The 19494-nt window shown below is 38.5% G+C and carries 19 protein-coding genes and 1 pseudogene; 7 read left to right on the forward strand and 13 right to left on the reverse strand.

Annotation, left to right across the window (positions count from 1 at the left end):
• Positions 1–5: 5 nt before the first annotated feature.
• Genes ACFSR6_RS06765 through ACFSR6_RS06795 form a run of 7 tightly spaced genes read right to left on the reverse strand, consistent with a single transcriptional unit; the run spans position 6 to position 3731 of the window.
• Positions 6–455 (reverse strand): hypothetical protein, encoded by a 450-nt coding sequence (locus ACFSR6_RS06765; protein WP_379076688.1) that lies wholly within the window; start codon positions 453–455, stop codon positions 6–8.
• Complete coding sequence (locus ACFSR6_RS06770; RefSeq protein ID WP_379076691.1) at positions 452–886, reverse strand: hypothetical protein; 435 nt, start codon at positions 884–886, stop codon at positions 452–454. The genes ACFSR6_RS06765 and ACFSR6_RS06770 overlap by 4 nt, the downstream gene beginning before the upstream one ends.
• Positions 886–1323, reverse strand: coding sequence for a hypothetical protein (locus ACFSR6_RS06775; RefSeq protein WP_379076694.1), 438 nt, complete (start codon positions 1321–1323; stop codon positions 886–888). Before ACFSR6_RS06775 ends, ACFSR6_RS06770 begins: the two co-directional genes overlap by 1 nt.
• Before the next feature lie 4 nt (positions 1324–1327).
• The gene (locus ACFSR6_RS06780) at positions 1328–2542 is read right to left on the reverse strand and encodes an ABC transporter permease (protein ID WP_379076696.1); all 1215 of its coding nucleotides are present in this window, start codon (positions 2540–2542) and stop codon (positions 1328–1330) included.
• Complete coding sequence (locus tag ACFSR6_RS06785; RefSeq protein WP_379076699.1) at positions 2542–3168, reverse strand: ABC transporter ATP-binding protein; 627 nt, start codon at positions 3166–3168, stop codon at positions 2542–2544. Before ACFSR6_RS06785 ends, ACFSR6_RS06780 begins: the two co-directional genes overlap by 1 nt.
• Positions 3161–3325 carry a hypothetical protein gene (locus tag ACFSR6_RS06790; protein WP_379076702.1) on the reverse strand — a complete coding sequence of 55 codons (165 nt, stop codon included), beginning with the start codon at positions 3323–3325 and terminating at the stop codon, positions 3161–3163. Before ACFSR6_RS06790 ends, ACFSR6_RS06785 begins: the two co-directional genes overlap by 8 nt.
• A gap of 10 nt (positions 3326–3335) precedes the next feature.
• Positions 3336–3731, reverse strand: coding sequence for a MerC domain-containing protein (locus tag ACFSR6_RS06795; RefSeq protein WP_379076705.1), 396 nt, complete (start codon positions 3729–3731; stop codon positions 3336–3338).
• Between the two features lie 86 nt (positions 3732–3817).
• Between ACFSR6_RS06795 and ACFSR6_RS06800 the strand changes: the two genes are divergently transcribed.
• On the forward strand, positions 3818–5020 hold the full coding sequence (locus ACFSR6_RS06800; RefSeq protein ID WP_379076708.1) for a GTP-binding protein: 1203 nt from the start codon (positions 3818–3820) through the stop codon (positions 5018–5020).
• A 419-nt stretch (positions 5021–5439) separates the two neighbouring features.
• Here ACFSR6_RS06800 and ACFSR6_RS06805 read toward each other — a convergent pair whose 3' ends face one another.
• Entirely contained in the window at positions 5440–6153 is a 714-nt protein-coding gene (locus ACFSR6_RS06805) for a LytR/AlgR family response regulator transcription factor (RefSeq protein WP_379076711.1), read from the reverse strand.
• Positions 6128–7159, reverse strand: coding sequence for a sensor histidine kinase (locus ACFSR6_RS06810; protein WP_379076714.1), 1032 nt, complete (start codon positions 7157–7159; stop codon positions 6128–6130). The genes ACFSR6_RS06805 and ACFSR6_RS06810 overlap by 26 nt, the downstream gene beginning before the upstream one ends.
• 295 nt (positions 7160–7454) lie before the next feature.
• Here ACFSR6_RS06810 and ACFSR6_RS06815 point away from each other — a divergent pair, with 295 nt between their 5' ends.
• Positions 7455–9809: a TonB-dependent receptor domain-containing protein gene (locus tag ACFSR6_RS06815; protein ID WP_379076716.1), complete on the forward strand. Its 2355-nt coding sequence runs from the start codon at positions 7455–7457 to the stop codon at positions 9807–9809.
• Between the two features lie 116 nt (positions 9810–9925).
• Here ACFSR6_RS06815 and tyrS read toward each other — a convergent pair whose 3' ends face one another.
• The gene (gene tyrS, locus ACFSR6_RS06820) at positions 9926–11212 is read right to left on the reverse strand and encodes a tyrosine--tRNA ligase (RefSeq protein ID WP_379076719.1); all 1287 of its coding nucleotides are present in this window, start codon (positions 11210–11212) and stop codon (positions 9926–9928) included.
• 172 nt (positions 11213–11384) lie between these two features.
• Between tyrS and ACFSR6_RS06825 the strand changes: the two genes are divergently transcribed.
• The 5 genes and pseudogenes from ACFSR6_RS06825 to dapA all read left to right on the forward strand — a co-directional run bounded on the left by ACFSR6_RS06825 (position 11385) and on the right by dapA (position 17065).
• Positions 11385–12059 carry an ACP phosphodiesterase gene (locus ACFSR6_RS06825; protein ID WP_379076721.1) on the forward strand — a complete coding sequence of 225 codons (675 nt, stop codon included), beginning with the start codon at positions 11385–11387 and terminating at the stop codon, positions 12057–12059.
• Between the two features lie 34 nt (positions 12060–12093).
• Entirely contained in the window at positions 12094–13593 is a 1500-nt protein-coding gene (locus tag ACFSR6_RS06830) for a hypothetical protein (RefSeq protein ID WP_379076724.1), read from the forward strand.
• A 30-nt stretch (positions 13594–13623) separates the two neighbouring features.
• A complete protein-coding gene (gene ligA, locus ACFSR6_RS06835) occupies positions 13624–15636 on the forward strand; it encodes an NAD-dependent DNA ligase LigA (protein WP_379076726.1) in 2013 nt (670 codons plus the stop codon).
• 94 nt (positions 15637–15730) lie between these two features.
• Positions 15731–16110 (forward strand): annotated as a pseudogene (locus ACFSR6_RS06840) (GxxExxY protein).
• Positions 16111–16177: 67 nt separating this feature from the next.
• Positions 16178–17065, forward strand: coding sequence for a 4-hydroxy-tetrahydrodipicolinate synthase (dapA, locus tag ACFSR6_RS06845; protein ID WP_379076729.1), 888 nt, complete (start codon positions 16178–16180; stop codon positions 17063–17065).
• Positions 17066–17229: 164 nt separating this feature from the next.
• Here dapA and ACFSR6_RS06850 read toward each other — a convergent pair whose 3' ends face one another.
• The 3 genes from ACFSR6_RS06850 to ACFSR6_RS06860 all read right to left on the reverse strand — a co-directional run bounded on the left by ACFSR6_RS06850 (position 17230) and on the right by ACFSR6_RS06860 (position 19357).
• Positions 17230–17712 carry a GNAT family N-acetyltransferase gene (locus ACFSR6_RS06850; RefSeq protein WP_379076732.1) on the reverse strand — a complete coding sequence of 161 codons (483 nt, stop codon included), beginning with the start codon at positions 17710–17712 and terminating at the stop codon, positions 17230–17232.
• A gap of 186 nt (positions 17713–17898) precedes the next feature.
• Entirely contained in the window at positions 17899–18873 is a 975-nt protein-coding gene (locus ACFSR6_RS06855; protein ID WP_379076735.1) for a helix-turn-helix domain-containing protein, read from the reverse strand.
• Between the two features lie 307 nt (positions 18874–19180).
• Positions 19181–19357, reverse strand: a complete 177-nt coding sequence (locus tag ACFSR6_RS06860) for a histone H1 (RefSeq protein WP_183762498.1) — start codon at positions 19355–19357, stop codon at positions 19181–19183.
• Positions 19358–19494: the final 137 nt, after the last annotated feature.

Genomic DNA, 19494 nt, shown 5'->3' on the forward strand with positions numbered 1-19494 from the left:
AGCAATTAATTAATGAGTTTGGCATTTTTGATGGTGATTGGTGGCGCATAGCTTGCATCTTTCTGTTCCAGTTTCAAAATGCCCTTTACATGTATCGGTTTTTCACTGTAAGCTGTAGGGCTTTCCATTTCGATCATAATCATTACCGGAACGCCATTCTGTCCACAAAAGTAACATTGATTAATCGGCAGTGTAGCCAACAGGAATTTTTGCTGTTTCTGTCCGCTTTTTATAGGGATCAGATAACCTGTAAGATCAAATTCACGGTTATCAAAACGTTTAATCAATTCAGAAAACATTGGGAAAAGTTCATTTTTTTCGGTTAGTTCGAATTTTACCGAACCAATTACATCCCAGTTTAGCGAACGCAGCTGATCGTTTGGATTATGCTTTTGTGTTTGCGCAAAAGCAACATTTCCAAAAAACAACAGCAAAATAAAATATAGTTTTTTCATTTTTTCACGGCATCTAATAGAAAAAAGACAGACCGGCTATCGCCCGAATCGTTGATTACAAATTTTCCCTTCATCGTAATCGGCTCTTCCGTCCAGGTAACCGGCTTCAGTGTTTTAACCTCGATCATTGAGGGGATGTCTCCCGTACCACAATAAGGACAGGAAGCAACAGGCACGATGGAAAACATAAACTCGGTAAAACTGTTGCCTACCTTGGTTGGGATAATAAAGCCGGGCAGCTCGATCACTTTGTTATTGATTGCTTTTAATTCAGGTGGAAAAATCGCTTTCCAAACCAGCGGTTTAACCTGTTTATCATACTTCAGGCCAATCAGGTTCCAGGTGGGGGTACGCATATCAGTATGGACATTTAACTGCGCAAATGACGAAAAAGCACTCATAACCAACAGTATAAACATATATTTTTTCATTACAGCTGTTTTGCATTTAAAAGAAAAAACTCGCTCCTGTCATCCCCAGAATCGTTGATGATAAAGATTCCTTTAAGTTTGATGGGTTTTTCAGTAATGGGAATAGCGGTTAACATTTTCACCTGTACCATTGAGGGTATATCTCCGGTACCACAGTATGGACAGGAGGCAATGGGCACAATAGAGAACATAAATTCGCTGAATTTCGAACCAACTTTTGTAGGGATAATATAACCGGGCAGTTCGATTACTTTATTGTTTAAAGCTTTTAATCCCGGTGGAAAAACACTTCCCCATTTGCCCGGTGCAAGCTCTGCATCGTACCTCAGGCCAATTATATTCCAGGTCGGCGTGCGCATGTCGGTATGTACCCGAACCTGCGCTGCCAATACCTGGACACCTAAACATAAAACAATCCAAAAAACTATTTTTTTCATTGCATTAACGGTCTTTCGTTAAAGTTGCTGCAATATCTACCTTATAAATCTGCATAGCCGGAATAAGCGAAGCCAAAGCTCCGATAAACAGGCCGGTACATATTAAATAAATTTCCTGCGGAACCGTAGTCAGGCCTGTTAATTTTGCCTGCGACGCTTCCTGGTAGGCCCCAATTAGCTCCAGTGCTGCATGTCCGATTAATAAACCGAAACAGGCCCCGATCAGCGTAACCGTTATGCCTTCCAGCATTACCAGAAAAAAGAGTTTCGATTTGGACGCACCTAGGCAGCGCATAATGGCAAGGTCGTATTTACGCTCTTTCATGGCATTATAGAGGCTGATGAAGATGCTTAAAGCGGCAATAGCCATAATAAACACCGCAAACCACTGTAAAGTATCAATCCCAACTCCGATCAATGAAAATAACCTTGCGCTTTCCATCGCCGGCGAAGCGGCCTGCATATTGGTACTCTGGTTTACCATCCTTGGAAAAAGAATGACCGACATGGGCGATTTATACTGGATCAATAATGCAGTAATCTGTTTATCATTAATTTCTTTGGCTTCAGTTGCCGGTGTATGGTGCGCTGCATGTTCAGGCTTTTCTTCGTGCATTTTGTAAACACTGCCAATATTGGTGAGGATCAGGTTATCCGTGATGTTTCCCTGGGGCTTTAAAATCCCTCTCACCGTATAAGCATGCTGTTTATGGATGTCGCCATTGCCTGTTAAGCCATGTGTTCCAAAAAAAGAGTCGCCGATTTTCAATTTAGATTCGGAAGCGACTGTGCTGCCAATGGTTACTTCTAAATCTTTCTGCCAGAAATTACCTTTGAGGATCGATAATGAATAAAGCTTCCTGAAAGAAGTATCTGTTCCCACAATGCGGTAGCCATTATAATTATCGCCCAGCGCCAACGGAACAGCCCGTTTAACCATTGGATTATGGGCCAGTTTGTAGGCATCATTGGCCGGTATATTCCCTGTTGGGTAATCGATATGATAAATGCTGCTCAATATCAGCTGTAGCGGACTTCCCTTGGCTCCCACCACCAGATCGATATCCCTGGCATTTTTTTCGAGCTTATTGCCGATCTGGTTATCGGCCAGCAGTAGAATAGACAAGATGCCCACGCCAAAGGCCACCAAAATAATGTTCAGTATAGTTGTCAGTTTGTTTCTGACGAGGTTTTTGCTGCTGATTTTAAATGTATTCATTAGAGTAGATAGGTTTTAGCAATGTGTTCGCGAACCCTTTGATCATGCGTGGCAATAATCAGTGCAGCACCATTGTCTTTAGCCTGGGTAGTGAGCATCTGGATGACCTGATTGGCATTTTCATCATCCAGGCTGGAGGTAGGTTCATCAGCAATCAGCAGATCGGGTTTGTTTACCAAAGCACGCGCTACCGAAACCCTTTGCAACTGCCCCTGGCTTAATTCATCGGGGTAATTTTTAGCCAGCCCGGCAATACCCAGGCCAGCTAAAAGCGAAAGGTTTCGTTCATGATCTACAGGCAAACCTGCCATTACCGCAGCAAGCTCCAGGTTATCGAGTACATCAAGGGAACGGATAAGATGCGGCCTTTGAAAAATGATGCCCACATGCCTCCCCCTAAACCTATCCAATTTCCGTGCAGGTAAAGTATATAAATCGGTTCCGTTGATTAAAACTTCACCTTCAGTTGGCTTTAAAAGGCCCGAAATAATGTTCAGAAGTGTACTCTTTCCACAGCCTGAAGCACCCAGCAAAAGCCATTGCTCCATATCGGCGATTTCCCAATACGGAAATTTCAACCTCCTCCCCTTATCGTAAACATGCGCTAACGAGCTGATCTTAATCATGATGTGCTGCTTTTTGCATTTTTTTAACAACTAGATTTTTTATAGCATAGCGCCTGTAAATTTCCATGCCGTCGTTTGTACCGTGCTTACAGGCTGGGTTTAGCATGGTGATAAACAACAGGGCTGGAATAAAAAGGATCTTATTATTTTTTAGCATAAGGCTATTTTTAGTGTTGATGGTTTACCGGCCAAGATTTAAGCATCTGCAGGTTTATGAAATGTGCAACGGCAATGATAAAGCCTCCCAATGGGATCAAAATAGGCTCCAGCAGCTCAATCCCGGAAAAGTGCCCTGTTGCAATAAAGGCAAAGCCTGCAATAAGCACTAAAATTGGTAAAATCCGGCGGTGCTGTTTCCGGTAAGCCGAACTAAGGCTCCATACACCGATAATCAATGAAATAACGATCATGGTAATTTCAACCGCTTCATTGGCCAGGAAACCCATTCCCCACATGGGCAGTACAGTAATTAAAAATGGCAATGCGGCACAATGTATGGCACAAAGCGTTGAGGCAGTAATTCCCAGCCGGTCGAGGTTGATTTTGTAGCTCCGTAATTTCATTGAAATAAATTTAGTGCCCAAATATAAAAGCAATTTAGTTGCATTTAAAATAATCAACGCTATATTTGCAACATAATTGCATTAAAATGATAAAGAAATTACCGGTAACCGTATTAAGCGGTTTTTTAGGCAGCGGCAAAACCACCTTGCTTAATGCCATATTGAGGAATAAACAAGACTTAAAAGTAGCGGTTATTGTAAACGACATGAGTGAGGTAAACATCGATGCTGCTTTGGTTAAAAACCAGCATGTTTTATCTAAAACCGATGAAAAACTGGTAGAAATGAGCAATGGATGCATCTGTTGTACCCTACGCGAAGACCTGATGGTTGAAGTAGAAAAGTTGGCTAGAGAAAACCGGTTCGACTACCTGCTGATTGAAAGCACCGGAATATCTGAACCCATCCCGGTAGCCCAAACTTTTTCTTTTACGGATGAAGCCTCGGGGATTGACCTGGGCAAGTTTAGCCAACTAGATACCATGGTTACTGTTGTAGATGCCTATAATTTTTACAGGGATTTTGGCTCGGCAGATAAGCTTGCAGACCGTAATATGGTTGATGATATAGCGGATAAACGCACTATTGTAAACCTCCTTACCGACCAGATCGAATTTGCCAACGTAATTTTATTGAACAAAACAGATCTGGTAAGTGATACCGATCTTAAAGTGCTAAGGGCTTTAATTGCAAAACTTAACCCGACGGCAAAAATTTATCAGACACTTTTTGGAGAAATAAATCCAGCTTTAATTTTAAATACGGGCCTATTCGATTTTGAATCGGCATCAGGTGGTGCCGGGTGGAAAAGGGAGCTGGAAGAAGTCCACCAGCCAGAAACCGAAGAATACGGCATAAGTTCAACTGTATTCTATTCAAAAAAACCTTTTCACCCTGAAAGATTATGGCATTACATCAATAAGGAATTTCCACAGAACATTATCCGTTCGAAGGGTATCTTCTATTTAGCTGCCATGCCGGAACAGGCCATTAATTTTTCGCAAGCTGGGGGTTCTTTACGCATCGACCTGGCAGGAATCTGGTGGGCAAGCATGCCCCAGCACGAACGTGAACAATACTTGGACTACCAGGAAAACCGTGCCGAAATTGAAGCCGGTTGGGATAAAGATTTTGGTGACCGTAAAAATGAGCTCGTTTTTATTGGACAGGAAATGAGCAGCGATGAATTAAAAAAATCACTTGAATATTGTCTGCTAACTGATACAGAAATAAAAAATTACAAAGTAAAAACCCACTTTAGCAATCCTTTTGAGCATGTTTTGCCTTAAAACAAAATAATAGTCGATGAAATGAACAAAATGGTAGTTTTTTGATGATACGCTTGGGTTTTATTTTGCTTAAATTTGATTTAACCAACAAACTCTAGCTTATCATGAATCCCTCAGAAGAATTAACTTTAGTTAAAACCCGCTTATATTGCCCGAAGTGTAAAAATTTCGAAACTTACAGGGTACCAAGAGGTTTTATTTTTAAAACACTTATGCCCTGGATTTCAGTTAAGAGATACAAGTGTTATAAGTGCTTTAATAAGTTTTACGTATTTAATTAAAAATCTATTAATTAACTGCTCATTTAAGGAGCTGTATCATAAAACAAGGCTGGCATCAATAACTGCTTCCGGCCCTGTTGTAAGTACGATACAGCTTTTTTTGTTTAAGAACTAAATACTCTATTAAAACTGTTAACATTATTTAAGTTCACTTAACTGCAGCCGCTTAAACACATATTCCTTATAACTCGCCCCTATTGGTAATATTTTTGTACCAATTTCAACATCATATGCTGTAAAAGCGGTTACCTTATTCAGGTTGACGATAAAGGAGCGGTGAATGCGCAAAAAAGTACTGTTCTGAAGTTCAGACTCCAGTTCGCCAATTTTGTATTTTGCTGTTACTTTCCTATCGTTACAGTGAATTACAATGTAATCTTTTAAACTCTCTATAAACCATACTTCATCCTTATTCAGGTTGTGAAACTTACCTCCTGTTTTAATATGGATAAACTGATGATTAACAGCGGGTATTGCTTCAGGTTTAAGTACGGGGCTTCTCAATCTTAAATAACGGTCGACAGCTTTAAAAAAACGGTCAAAAGTGATGGGTTTAAGTAGATAATCGATCAGATCGAGATCATAACCTTCAATTGCATATTCGCGGTAAGCCGTGGTAATAATCACGGCAGGTGGATTTTTTAAGGTTTTAAGAAAATCGATCCCGGTAATCTGTGGCATTTTTATGTCAAGGAACAAAAGGTCTACAGGTTTGGTTCTGAGCACCTCCAACGCTTTAATTGCATTGGAACAGGTGCCCACCACCTCAAAAGTATCAAGCTGCCTAATATGATTCTCTATCAATTGGATAGCCAGCGGCTCGTCGTCAACTAAAAGACACCTTACTTTCATAGCGCTTATCCTTTAAATATGTACTGTTATTTAGGTTTATATGCAGTAAAACTACAAAGATATTATCGTACGTAGTAGTGCTTAAATCATGTTCTTCAGGATAAAGCAACCGGAGCTGCCTGGTTATATTATTAATCCCGATCCTATTTTCTTCTTTCTCCCTTCCCGGCATAAAGCTATTTGAAACCGTAAAACGGAAGTGATTGTTTACCAGCTTTAAATCTATATTAATTACAGGTTGGCCGATATCTTCGCCGGCACCGTGTTTAAAGGCATTTTCGACCAGTGAAAGTAAAATTAACGGAGCAATAACCGTGTCGCGATCTATAGTGTGCCTAAAATTGACCACTAAACGCTCTCCATATCTTAATTTTTCGAGTTCTATGTAATTTTTTATCAGTGTAATTTCGGCGGATAGCGAAACATACCTCCCATTACACCGGTACAATACATGGTCGAGTATTTCAGATAACCGGGCAATAGATTTTGAGGTAACAGGCGAATTCATCAAAGAAAGCGAATAAATATTATTTAGTGTATTAAAAAGAAAATGCGGATTTAATTGTGCTTTCAAAGCCTTTAATTCTGTTTCGGCCCTCTCCTTTTCTAATGAGAATTTATGTTGCTGCGCAGCATACTGCTCTTTAATCAATTTTATAAAGGCAAAAATCCATGCTGCCGAAAAAGTTAAGGGAAAATAATGGGTAATGAGTTTTGGCACGTCCATGGCAATTTCCAGAACTGTTTCCTGGCCAAATGGTGCTGTTCTTAAAAAAGGTTCCAGCACATGCACCACCACTATTCTCGAACAGACACAGATGATATAACTTCCGATCAGGAAGTAAAACGTAACCAGGTAATAGGTTTTAGCGGTAATCAGTTTCGGAATGATTAAATAGGTTAGAAAATAAGAGGAAACAATGGTGAAGGATATATAGTAGGCATGCCGGATCAGAATTTTATGAAAATCGTGGTATTCATCAATATCGTAACGATTGAGAAACACAATTGAGGTAACAAGCCAAAAAATAATGTGGCTAAGAAACCGGTGTGCGGAACTGAACTTGGCTATCCTCTCAATTAATGGCATCAACGCAAATATACAATTCTTCGCTATCCGAAATTACAGTGTCGACCAAGACCCTAAAAACGCAGATGAATATAGCTTAAATGGCTACTAAAAGGCCCAGACACCAAAACAACCCTCTTTAGCTGTTAAGTTCATGTATATAACTACTATTCAATTTTGGCATCCCTGTACTCTTCATATTCGCAAGAAATTTAAATCCATTATGAATCAGATGAAGCAATTGTACCTTTTAATCCTGTTATTTTTAGCTATGCCCGGTTTTGCACAACAAACTGAGGTAATTATTACCGGAAGGGTTATAGATGATAAAACTTTAAAACCACTAGAAAATGCAGGGATTAAGCTTTTATCAGCAACAGATCAGAAACTTTTAAAAGCTACCCTCACCAATAATAAAGGTGAATTTGCATTATCTGCTCTGCCTGGAAGGTTTGACATTAAAATTGAGTTTATTGCTTACAAAACACAGCATTTAACCAATAAAGAAATAAAACAGAGCATTAAACTTGAAGATATCATACTTAAAGAAGATGTACAGCTGTTAAAGTCGGTTGATGTAACAGCAGAAAAAACCACTGTCGAATTAAGTTTAGATAAGAAAATATTTAATGTAGGTAAAGACCTGATTTCAAAAGGCGGCTCTGCCAACGACATTTTAAATAATGTACCTTCTGTAAATGTAGATGCCAATGGCGCCATAAGCCTGCGCGGAAATGGAAGCGTGCAAGTATTGATTAATGGAAAGCCATCTATGTTAACCAATAATAATGGTTTAGAACAGATACCAGCCAGCAATATTGAGAAAGTGGAGGTAATTACCAATCCATCATCAAGGTATGAGGCCCAGGGCGGTGGCGGAATTATTAATATTATATTAAAAAAGAACATGTTAAGTGGCTTTAATGGCTCGGCCCAGATCGGGGTTGGCGATCCGGCTAACTATAACAGTAATTTAAACCTGAGCTATAAAACCGAAAAAATCAACCTTTTCAGCAACATCGGTTATCGTTACAGGAACCTTTACGGATCGGAACAACGGTACCAAAGTGTTTTTAATAATGGGATACAAACCATATTAAGACAAAACAACAAGCAGGGAAGAAACGATGATCTTTATACTGTTTACCTGGGGATGGATTATTACCTCAATGCCAAAAACACCTTAACTGGAAGTTTTTATCATGATCTGCTGGTAAATAAAGATACCACCAATTACCATTACAATTACTACGATAAAAACAATATGCTGGACAGTACAATTAACCGCTCTGAGCATTACAGGGAACCACAAAAATTCAATCAGCTCGAACTGAATTATTCAAAAACCTTTGATAAAAAGGATCAAAAGTGGAATACGAATTTACAATATGTGTTCTGGAATGACGATGAAAATCAGGACATCAACCAACAAAAAACTTTTCCAACTTTAAATAGTGCTAGCCGCTTAACCTCAAGAGATATAGAAAGCAGTGATGCGCTATTTATCCAAAGCGACTTTACAGGCGCTTTCTCCGGCGATTCGAAATTCGAAGCCGGGATAAGGGCAAATATCAGGTCTATCAGAAGTGATTATTGGGCTAAGGCAGATGGTATACTACTTCCGGCCTACGATAATAAGCTCAAGTACAACGAGAATATTTACGGTGCCTATTTTCAATACGAAAACAAATTCAATAAATTCAATTACCTGCTAGGGCTCAGGGCCGAGCTTTCCGATATCGGCATTTCAGACCGTAAGGGTGATTTTGCAGCTTCAAAAAATTATATAGACCTATTCCCTACCGCAAACATTACCTACAAGTTGCAGAACAATACTGATTTGAGGCTAAGTTATAGCAGAAGAATAAACCGGCCACAGTTTTGGCAGTTAAATCCATTTTCAGGCTTATCAGATACCAGAAACTTAACGGTGGGCAACCCCGATCTGAATCCGATGTATACCAACTCATTCGAATTGGGCATACTGCAAAGATGGGGAAAACTCACCTTCAACCCGTCACTTTATTATAAACATGCCACCAATTATTTCGAGTTTATACTCAAGCAAGCCGTTAATGGTTTTGTGAACACCCCCGTTAATCTCGATTATGAAGACCGTTACGGACTGGAAGTTTCCACCACCTACAATCCACTATCGTGGTGGCGCATATCATGGGATTTTAATTATTACGCGTTTAAGCAGCAAGGGATCTTTGAAAATAAAACATATAGATCTGAAGACCATACCTGGTTTACCCGTATCAATTCCCGGATGAAGTTTCCTAAGAGTTTTTCAATCGAATACAGTTTTAACTACAGAGCTAAAAACACCGATATCCAATCGGTTAATAAAGCGCAGTACCGTGCCAATATTGCGCTCAGTAAAGATCTGTTTAAAGATAAGGTTTCAGTGACCTTAGCCGTAAATAATATTTTCGATTCGTTTATTGATAAGCAGGTCATCACAACAGATACGTATTATCTGGAATCGAATTTTAAAGGGATTGGAAGATTAACAACCGCAACGCTGGTTTACCGCTTTAACCGTAAAAAAGATGAAAAAGACAGGTTACCGAACCAGGAATAGTGTTAAAAGGTTTTTGTGAGCATACCGAAATACCTTATTTAACGTTTCGGTATCCCTGTTTTAAACTCAGACCCAATGATTAATTCTTTTTGCATTTTTCATTGGGCCTGAAAATATTATTCGGCAGTTAAAAGGAAATAGTTTTTCTTTCCTTTTTGCACAACAATAAATTTATCATTGATCAGGTTTGTGGTATTAAAAACCTGCGTAGCGTCAGCTACTTTTTCTTTATTAACCGAAACGCCACCACCCTGGATCAGTTTTTTGGTTTCACCTTTAGAAGAAAAAACAGCTGTTTTTTCTGCCAGCAAGGTAGCTGCATCGATACCTTCGGCCAGTTCAGATTTAGAAATGTTAAACTGCGGAATCCCCTCAAACATTTCCAATACCTGGCTTTCAGATAAAGTTTTTAAAAACTCCAACGATCCGTTGCCAAATAAAAATTCTGATGTTTTAATAGCGGTTTCCAAAGCTTCTACCGAATGGGTTTTGATGGTAATATCTTCAGCTAAAGCTTTTTGAAGGATACGCAGATGCGGTGCGGCATCGTGTTCCTTTTCCAAGGCTTCTATTTCTTCTTTATTTTTAAGGGTAAAAATGCGGATCCATTTTTTAACATCATCATCTGATGCATTTAACCAAAACTGGTAGAATTTATATGGAGAAGTTTTCTCCGGATCTAACCAAACTGCACCACTTTCGGTTTTACCAAATTTGGTTCCGTCTGCTTTTTTAATTAATTGTGTGGTAATGGCATAAGCTGTTCCGGCATCCTTTCTTCTGATCAGCTCCGTACCGGTAACAATATTACCCCATTGATCGGAACCACCCATCTGCACCAGGCAGTTTTCGTTTTTCCATAAATGATAGAAATCGTAGCCCTGGATTAACTGGTAACAGAATTCGGTAAAAGATAAGCCGGAATCGCCTTCTAAACGCCTTTTAACACTATCTTTTGCCATCATGTAGTTCACGGTAATGTGCTTACCCACATCCCTGATAAAGGTAAACAGGTTCATATCCTTAAACCAGTCGGCATTGTTAACCATTACAGCACCATTACCACCTTCTTCAAATTTTAAGAATTTGGCTAATTGCTTTTTCATCCCTTTCAGGTTATGCTCAATCATTTCAGGGGTCTGGAGATTACGCTCATCAGATTTTCCAGATGGATCGCCCACCATACCTGTAGCACCACCCACCAAAGCATAGGGCTTATGGCCGGCATTTTGAAAATGAATCAGTGTCATGATCTGGGTTAAGTGACCAACATGCAACGAATCAGCAGTAGGATCGAAACCGATATAACCAGAAGTCATACCCTCGTTTAACTTTTCCTCAGTATTCGGCATAATATCGTGCAGCATGCCACGCCATCTTAACTCTTCAACAAAATTCGTCATTGTACAAACACTTTAATAATGTGCGTGCAAAGATAAAATTTTAGCTTAGTTTAATGCAAATTAGTTGGTTTTGTAAATCAGTTACGGCAAATTGCACTTTGCACTGTCCTACCCTGGTTAATATTTTATCATTGGCTCTTTACAAGCCTATAAGAAAACATTACCTTGCGAGATGAACTTTTTATCCCATTATTATTTCGACCGGACAACTAATGATGCCAATGTGGTAATGGGAACGGTTTTGCCGGATCTGATTAAGAATGCCGTAAAAGAAGCCAATTTATATCCACAGAAGAATGAATTCCTGTTTAAAGGAAATCCAGACGAGGAAAACCTGCTTCTGGGTTGGAAAAGACATTTGGCTGTCGACCTGTTTTTTCATTCTTCTGATTTCTTCCTGGAAAAAACCACTGAACTTAAACAGCTCATTAAACCTATTGTAGAAAACACAGCCGTTCGCCCGTCATTTCTTGCCCATATCAGCCTGGAGCTTTTGTTAGACCATTTATTGGTTGAGCATAACTTAATCAGGGTTAATCATTTTTACGATAAGCTGAATACGGTAAAAAAAGAGTCGTTAAGTGATTTCCTTGAGCACTGTAAGCTCAAAAATCCTGAGGTATTCTTTAATTTTTTGGAGAGGTTTATCAGCAGTAAATACCTCTTGAGTTATCAGAAACTCGAAAACATCAGCTATGCCCTTAACAGGATCTGCATGCGTTTGTGGCCCGAGACATTAAGCGAGAGGCAATTAAATCTGCTTACATTAGAGCTGGCTATTTTCAAAGCTGTTTTGGAGAAAGATTACCTGGAGATTTTCAGAGAAATTGAGAAAAAACTGGTTTAATTATTTGATATTTGGCGAAAAACCAAACAACTAAATGAAAATTAAACTAATGTTCTCCTTACTGCTAGTCTTTTTGCAGTTCAATGCCTTTACCCAACAGCAGATTAACGTTATTAAAAAACCAACATGGAATATCAGAGCTTCTTACGATAGCAAATATGGTTCGAAGGTAGATTTATCGGGTAATGCCATTGCCATGATTGTGGATGTTCCCAATGCTGATTTCGCTGTAGTTACCATTGATGATAAATTAAGTCAGAAGTGGATAACCGAACTTTCGGGCTTTCCGATGGCAATAGGAAAATTCAAAAACAACATTATGGTTATTGCCGCTACAGATCACAGTTATTTCAAAAGTTTTTCCAACCAGTTCAAAGCATACCTTTTAGAAGAAAAAACAGGCAAACTGATCTCTGATAAGATCATCTATGATGGAAGCAAAGATTTTGTGGAGATGCCAGAATTCTTTTTTTCTGAAGATGGCACTTATTTTAAAATGGCAACAAGACTAACGTCGTTAAAGCGTAAGGTTCATATAGGCTTACCGATAGTGGGCTTTTTCACTGCACTTAAAATGGACAAAGACTTTAACGAATCTCAAAGTTATACCGTAATCGATTTTAATGATAGGCTAGAACAAATTCAAAAGATGGAACCTGATATGCCAGATGGAGATACCTGGAAGGCATCTTGTGGTGATGACGGAAGCTTTATTATCAGCACTGTGGATGCTTCGAAAGGAAAATGTAATGTGGCCATCTATTTAAGCAGCAGCCCAAGTCCGCTCAAAACTGTGAGCATTCCTGTTGATGCTTTTAATCAGGAGGATATTTCTTCCATTACTTTTGCAAGCAGTAAAAAACCATTAATCAACTACATTGGTATATTCTACAAAAATGCGAATAAAGAACGCTCTACTTTGATTGCAAGAATAGATTTTAATAGCGGGACCTTTACTTCTATTAAGGAAGTATTTGATAAGGCCCATCTTAAAGAGCTACAGAAATCTTTTGTGCCAGCCAATAAGAAATTCGACGATCTCGATTTTTCTGAAATTAAATACCTGAACATCAGACATATTTCAGAATACAACAATACCCTTATTGTTACTATTTCTCCAAAATACAGCGTTTCAAGCAGCCATGGTTCGTTTACATCAGAAGGCTCAGTACTGATGAATGGATATGATGCCCAGATGAAACCCCTTTATCACCAATTTCTACCCCGTACTTACTTAAGCCGTAATATGGGAGAAGGCTCTGACGTATCATTTAACCAAACAGAGAATACGCTTCGCATCTTGGCCAACCAATCAGATGGTGGTTCTATTGCTACCGTGTATGCTGAAATGGATCTAGGATCGGGTACAATAAACAAAATCAATATGATTCCAAAAGATGATATTAAAAGTTCTTATTATGCCAATACAGGGTCGATCAGCTGGCTAAATAATAGCTTTATTATTCCATTCGTAGAGCGTATGGGCATTTTTAGTAAGAAAGTAGATTTACAGCTTTTACAACTAAAATATTAATCACTCTCCTCCTTTTTCTATATTTGTCTTATGTCGCTAACTGCAATAAAAGAAGAAATGGATGCCCTGGTGGCCGAATTAAACCAACACAATTACAATTATTATGTGCTGGCCATGCCTACCATTGGTGATTATGAGTTTGATAAAAAGTTAAAGCACCTTGCCGAGCTCGAAAAGGCAAATCCTGATTTCGCCGATCCGAATTCGCCTACACAGCGTGTTGGTGGCGATATCACTAAAAATTTTGTTACTGTAAACCATAAATATCCCATGCTATCGTTGGGGAATACTTACAGTGAACAGGACCTCCGCGATTTTGACGAACGTATCCGTAAAGCCATTGGCGATAATTTCGAATATGTTTGCGAACTGAAATTTGATGGATTATCCATTAGTCTTACCTACGAAAACGGTAAACTTTTGCGTGCTGTTACCCGTGGTGATGGCACTAAAGGGGATGATGTAACCAATAATGTGAAAACCATTCATACCATCCCACACCAAATCAGATCGACTGTGGCACCGGAGCATTTTGAAATCCGTGGGGAAATTTTTATGCATAAAGCTGCTTTTTTACGATTAAACGCAGCCCGTGAAGAACTTGGTGAAATTCCTTATGCAAATCCCCGCAACTTTGCATCGGGCACCATAAAAATGCAGGACAGTAAAGAAGTGGCCAAAAGGCCCTTGGATGGGTTTATTTACTTTCTGTATACTGATAGAAATGAATTTAAAACCCATTGGGATAGCTTAAATGCGGTAAAAGAGTGGGGATTCCACGTTTGCGAGCATACCAAATTGGTTTCTGGCATAGATGCCGTTCTAGAATTTATCCACTACTGGGAAAGCGAACGTTTTAAATTAAGCTACGATATAGATGGTATCGTAATTAAAGTAAACAGTTATGCACAACAACAGGAATTGGGTTTTACTTCTAAATCACCACGCTGGGCCATCTCGTATAAATATAAAGCGGCCGAGGTAGAAACCGTTTTGGAAAAAGTAACGTACCAGGTAGGAAGAACCGGGGCAGTTACGCCAGTTGCCAATTTAAAACCCGTTTTATTGGCGGGTACCACCGTTAAACGTGCTACTTTACATAACGCAAATGAGATAGATCGTTTAGATTTACATGAAGGCGATACCGTTTATGTTGAAAAAGGTGGTGAAATTATCCCGAAAATCATTAAGGTAAACCTTGAGAAAAGGCTACCGGGATCAAACAAAGTGCATTACCTTCACCATTGCCCTGAATGCGGGACTGAACTGATCAGAAAAGAGGGTGAAGCTGTACACTATTGCCCTAATGATGAAGGTTGTCCGCCGCAGATTGTAGGTAAGATCCAACACTTTATTTCGCGCAAGGCCATGAATATCGATGGTCTTGGAGACGAAACGATCGAAACCTTTTACAAACATGGCCTTGTACGGCATATAAGCGATCTGTATACACTATATCAAAAATCGGATCAGCTCAAAACCTTAGATCGTTTTGGAGAGCGCTCGATCGAAAACATGCTCGCCGGAATTGAAAAATCGAAAGAAATGCCTTTCGAAAAAGTGCTATTTGGGCTAGGCATTCGTTATGTTGGCGAAACAGTTGCAAAAAAAACAGCTGCCGGCGTAAAAAATATCGACAATCTTTCGAGGGCTACCGTAGAGGAATTAATAGCAATTGATGAGATCGGGCAGCGCATTGCGGAAAGTATTGTTGAGTATTTTGGAAAATCTGAGCACTTAAAACAGATAGAATTATTAAAATTAGCAGGATTACAGTTTGAAATTGAAGAAAAAGTAATTACACTGGCGAGTGATAGACTTATTGGAAAAACATTCGTAATTTCGGGCGTTTTTGAAAACTTTAGTCGCGATGAGCTCAAAGATATAATTGAGGCCAATGGAGGTAAGATGCTGAGCGGTATTTCGGGCAAGTTGAATTACCTGGTAGCAGGCGATAATATGGGCCCATCGAAACTGGAAAAAGCGAATAAGCTAAACGTTCCGATCATCAGCGATGCAGAGCTTTTAGAAATGATAAAATAGGTAATTTACCACAAAGGCACTAAGAACACAAAGTGAATTGATTAAAAGCATCCCTATTGCTTAATAAATAAGAAACATTTTAAAGCATTAAGGGATGACGGAAGATGAAATTTCTAAATTAATTGTTAATGCTGCGTATCAAGTTCATGTTGAGCTGGGTCCAGGATTATTAGAATCAGCCTATGAGGCTTGCCTAGTTTATGAATTGGTTAATGCAGGTTGCAGCTTTCCAATCAAATAGATCTTCCTGTTTATTACAAGAGTATAAAACTTAATTGTAATTACAGAATAGATATTTTAGTTGAAAGAAAAGTTATTATTGAAGTGAAAGCAGTAAATATCCTTAAAGATGTTCACTTAGCGCAAACAATAACCTACTTAAAGCTCTCTAACTGTAAGTTAGGATTACTCATTAACTTTAATGAGGCAAAAATAAAAGATGGAATTAAGCGGGTTATAAACAGCTATTTATAACCCAAAATAAGAAAAAAACTTCGTGCCTTTGTGGCTTCGTGGTTGGAGAATAATAATTAAATATATAATGAACAAATTTCAGGGTACTGGTGTAGCATTGGTTACACCTTTCAACACAGATGGATCAGTTGATTATAACGGCTTAAAAAACCTGATTAATCATTTGGTAGATGGAGGGATAGATTACCTCGTTTCTTTAGGTACAACCGGCGAAACCGCTACAATGACCAAGGACGAGAAGAAGAAGGTGTGGGCCTATACTGCTGAAATTAATAACAATAGATTACCATTGGTTGCCGGCATAGGTGGCAATAATACTATAGCCGTAGCCGAAGAGATTAAATCTTTTGATGCTGCCGGTTACAGTGCAATTTTATCTGTCAGTCCTTATTACAACAAACCTACCCAGGAAGGAATTTACCAGCATTATAAGTATTTGGCTGAAATTTCTCCTTTAGATTTGATTTTATACAACGTACCAGGCCGTACAGGAAGCAATATGAGTCCGGAAACAACCTGCAGATTGGCCCATGATTTTAAAAACATCATTGCTACTAAAGAAGCATCAGGAAGTTTCGACCAGTTTAATCAGATTATGAGAGATAAACCTGCAGATTTTCTCTTAATATCCGGAGATGATCCGGTTACTTTGCCTATGATTGCTTTAGGCGCTGCAGGTATTATTTCAGTAATCGGAAACGCCTTACCTAAGCAGTTTTCAGATATGGTAAAACTTTGTTTAGCTGGCGATTATAAAGCGGCCCTGCCTGCTCATTTAAGCTTAATAGAGTTTACCCGTTTGGCTTTTGCCGAGGGTAATCCGGCAGGGATAAAAGCTGCATTAAAACATTTAGGTGTTTGTGGCGATACCGTAAGGTTGCCACTGGTTAAAGCTTCTTCGGCATTGGAACAATTAATTATTGCAGAAGTAGATAAATTAAGTGTAGTGGCTTAAATAGCCATCAACAATAACATTTCGGAACAGACTGTTTGATTTTGCTGCAAAATGCAAAAGAGAGAGCAGTCTGTTTTTTGTTTTTAATTGGCCTAGCACTAACCATAATGGGCTTTAAGGCAAAAAAGAGCTTCGAAAAATGGTTCGAGGCTCTTTTTATCTCATCAGGCAATCAACTTATTTCTTCTTTCCAGTAGCAGGTTATCCTGCCAGACGCCTTTTGCTTTACCAATTTTTTCCCGGTAGCCTACTACCCTGAAGCCAGCTTTTTCATGAATTTTTAATGAGGCCGAATTCTGAAGGAAAATTCCTGCCTGAAGCATCCAAATTCCTTTTTTTTCACTTTCAGCAATTAAAGCATTTAATAAGGAGGAGCCGATACCTTGCCCTTTGTAGCCTTGTTTAACGTACACTTCAATTTCTCCAACACCACCAACATCATAATTGGCTACTACCGGCAAAAGTGCACACCACCCAACAATTTCATTACCGCGGCGAACTACAAACCTGCAGGCTTTAAGATGCGATGAATCCCAATCTTTCCATGACATTTCTGGTGTTCTGAAACTTGCAGTTCCAGTAGCGATTCCTTCTTGATAGATAGCTTTAACTTCTTCCCAATCTGTTGAACGCATTATTTTCATCATAGTCTAAATCAATTTAGCTAGTATTACCCTTAAATTTTATGTTTTACTACTCTAAATTAACTAAACATGCACCATCTGGTAAATAATACAGAAACAAGTTTGTCCTGTATTATAAATCAACACAATAATGCAATAAAAAGGACCATTAGAATGCTTTTTTTGTAACAGGAACGTTAATTTCAGGCACTATTTATTCAGATTTTTTGAATATTCAATAGGACTCATGCCCACCCGCTTTTTAAAGGCATTGTAAAAGGCACTACGGGAAGAAAAACCTGCGCTGTAAGCCAGTGCTTCTAAAGTGAAATTTTGTATAATATCAGGATGACGGATCCTTTCTTTGATCCAGTTTATACGGTACTGATTAATATAATCGATAAAACTATTGTTGAAATAACTGTTTAAAACAATAGAAAGCTTATGGCTGCTCAAACCAACTTCTTTAGCAAGAGATTGGAGCCTGATATCTTTATGCCTGAATGATTGATTTTTATGAATATGAATTTCTATTTTTTTGCCCCACTCTTCTAACTCTTTATGGCGGTCTGCAAGTCCCAAAAAACTTTTCTTGATGGATAATAATGTTGAAGCCTTAACATTTAACAATGAAGCAACCAGGTTTAAAGGCAGACGGTCCAAATAACCAGGGTTGGTTTTAGCAAAATACAGATACCGCTCTTTTGCATTGCCTACACGGATAATATAGGCCCTTTGCTGTGCATCCCTATAATATTTCTCCAAAATCACCCTAAATATATAATTGAGGTTGAAATGATACTCAAAAAGGCGGTTGAGTTCATTGTTGTGTACGGCCAACAGTTCAGTATCCTCAACAGCAACAACATATTCCTGAGAATATCCCGATCCGTGAAGACCGGATATAGAGCTTACAAAATCATTCTCAACTGAAATATAAGTGGTTATCTTCTGTTTATTGTGTGTGGTACACCCCATTAAGGCGCCTTTAACAATGAGATAGATGTATTCGCATACCTCGTTCTCATTAAACAGTACCTGGTCTTTTTTTATCCGGAGCTTTAAGAGATGTTTCTCAAATTCTTCTTTTAATTTGGCGTCTACTGTATGCACCCTGTGAAGCAGATGCAGTAAATATTCCACATCCTTAGGTTCTGCTTTATGGTATTGAAAATATTCCGGCACCTTATACTTCTAATAATATTATCACTTAACACCAAATGATTGGCGCAATTAAGTATTCTGCTTACCTTGCCTTAACGCAAAGTTTGTAATGTATTATAAAATCAAAATTTTTGCTTAGTTTTTGAATCTAAGACTGATTCGAGCAAATAAAAAGAAAGCTAAGAAAACTTATACAATGAAGGCAATTTGTCTTATATATTTTACAGTAAAAAAGATATTATAAACAAATAATGAGAAGGAAAATTATTGGCACAAAAAAACCCCAGAATATATCCTGAGGCTATTTAATTATAATTATTTTGGTCGCTTATGCTTTATTTTTAGTTTCCTGAACTTCTAAACGGATGGCCTGAGCTAAATTTTTCAAATCCTGCATACCTTTACGTATACGGGTTCCAGCTGCGCTGTTACCTTTGTTATAAAATTTGTCTACATCAGCTTCTAAAGCTGCCACTAAACTTTTTACTTCTTCGAATTTTTTCATTTTTAATTACTCCTATGGTTCTTTAAGGTTTTAGTTTTAATTATCTACTCTAATTTAAAGGGTTTGATGAAATAAAAAAATTTTTATATCAATAAAAAACGGCCTCCTATGCCGTTTTTTTCCACATTATATGCTTT

Source organism: Pedobacter vanadiisoli, assembly GCF_042684385.1.
Lineage (GTDB): Bacteria > Bacteroidota > Bacteroidia > Sphingobacteriales > Sphingobacteriaceae > Pedobacter > Pedobacter vanadiisoli.

What these genes read in the sequence shown, in the direction of transcription:
- ligA (WP_379076726.1), top strand. Translation starts at nt 13,624, where the DNA reads ATGTCGCTAACTGCAATAAAAGAAGAAATGGATGCCCTGGTGGCCGAA.
- ACFSR6_RS06770 (WP_379076691.1), bottom strand. Translation starts at nt 886, where the DNA reads ATGAAAAAATATATGTTTATACTGTTGGTTATGAGTGCTTTTTCGTCA.
- dapA (WP_379076729.1), top strand. Translation starts at nt 16,178, where the DNA reads ATGAACAAATTTCAGGGTACTGGTGTAGCATTGGTTACACCTTTCAAC.
- ACFSR6_RS06780 (WP_379076696.1), bottom strand. Translation starts at nt 2,542, where the DNA reads ATGAATACATTTAAAATCAGCAGCAAAAACCTCGTCAGAAACAAACTG.
- ACFSR6_RS06830 (WP_379076724.1), top strand. Translation starts at nt 12,094, where the DNA reads ATGAAAATTAAACTAATGTTCTCCTTACTGCTAGTCTTTTTGCAGTTC.
- ACFSR6_RS06785 (WP_379076699.1), bottom strand. Translation starts at nt 3,168, where the DNA reads ATGATTAAGATCAGCTCGTTAGCGCATGTTTACGATAAGGGGAGGAGG.
- ACFSR6_RS06850 (WP_379076732.1), bottom strand. Translation starts at nt 17,712, where the DNA reads ATGATGAAAATAATGCGTTCAACAGATTGGGAAGAAGTTAAAGCTATC.
- ACFSR6_RS06825 (WP_379076721.1), top strand. Translation starts at nt 11,385, where the DNA reads ATGAACTTTTTATCCCATTATTATTTCGACCGGACAACTAATGATGCC.
- ACFSR6_RS06805 (WP_379076711.1), bottom strand. Translation starts at nt 6,153, where the DNA reads ATGAAAGTAAGGTGTCTTTTAGTTGACGACGAGCCGCTGGCTATCCAA.
- tyrS (WP_379076719.1), bottom strand. Translation starts at nt 11,212, where the DNA reads ATGACGAATTTTGTTGAAGAGTTAAGATGGCGTGGCATGCTGCACGAT.
- ACFSR6_RS06795 (WP_379076705.1), bottom strand. Translation starts at nt 3,731, where the DNA reads ATGAAATTACGGAGCTACAAAATCAACCTCGACCGGCTGGGAATTACT.
- ACFSR6_RS06765 (WP_379076688.1), bottom strand. Translation starts at nt 455, where the DNA reads ATGAAAAAACTATATTTTATTTTGCTGTTGTTTTTTGGAAATGTTGCT.
- ACFSR6_RS06800 (WP_379076708.1), top strand. Translation starts at nt 3,818, where the DNA reads ATGATAAAGAAATTACCGGTAACCGTATTAAGCGGTTTTTTAGGCAGC.
- ACFSR6_RS06790 (WP_379076702.1), bottom strand. Translation starts at nt 3,325, where the DNA reads ATGCTAAAAAATAATAAGATCCTTTTTATTCCAGCCCTGTTGTTTATC.
- ACFSR6_RS06860 (WP_183762498.1), bottom strand. Translation starts at nt 19,357, where the DNA reads ATGAAAAAATTCGAAGAAGTAAAAAGTTTAGTGGCAGCTTTAGAAGCT.
- ACFSR6_RS06775 (WP_379076694.1), bottom strand. Translation starts at nt 1,323, where the DNA reads ATGAAAAAAATAGTTTTTTGGATTGTTTTATGTTTAGGTGTCCAGGTA.
- ACFSR6_RS06815 (WP_379076716.1), top strand. Translation starts at nt 7,455, where the DNA reads ATGAAGCAATTGTACCTTTTAATCCTGTTATTTTTAGCTATGCCCGGT.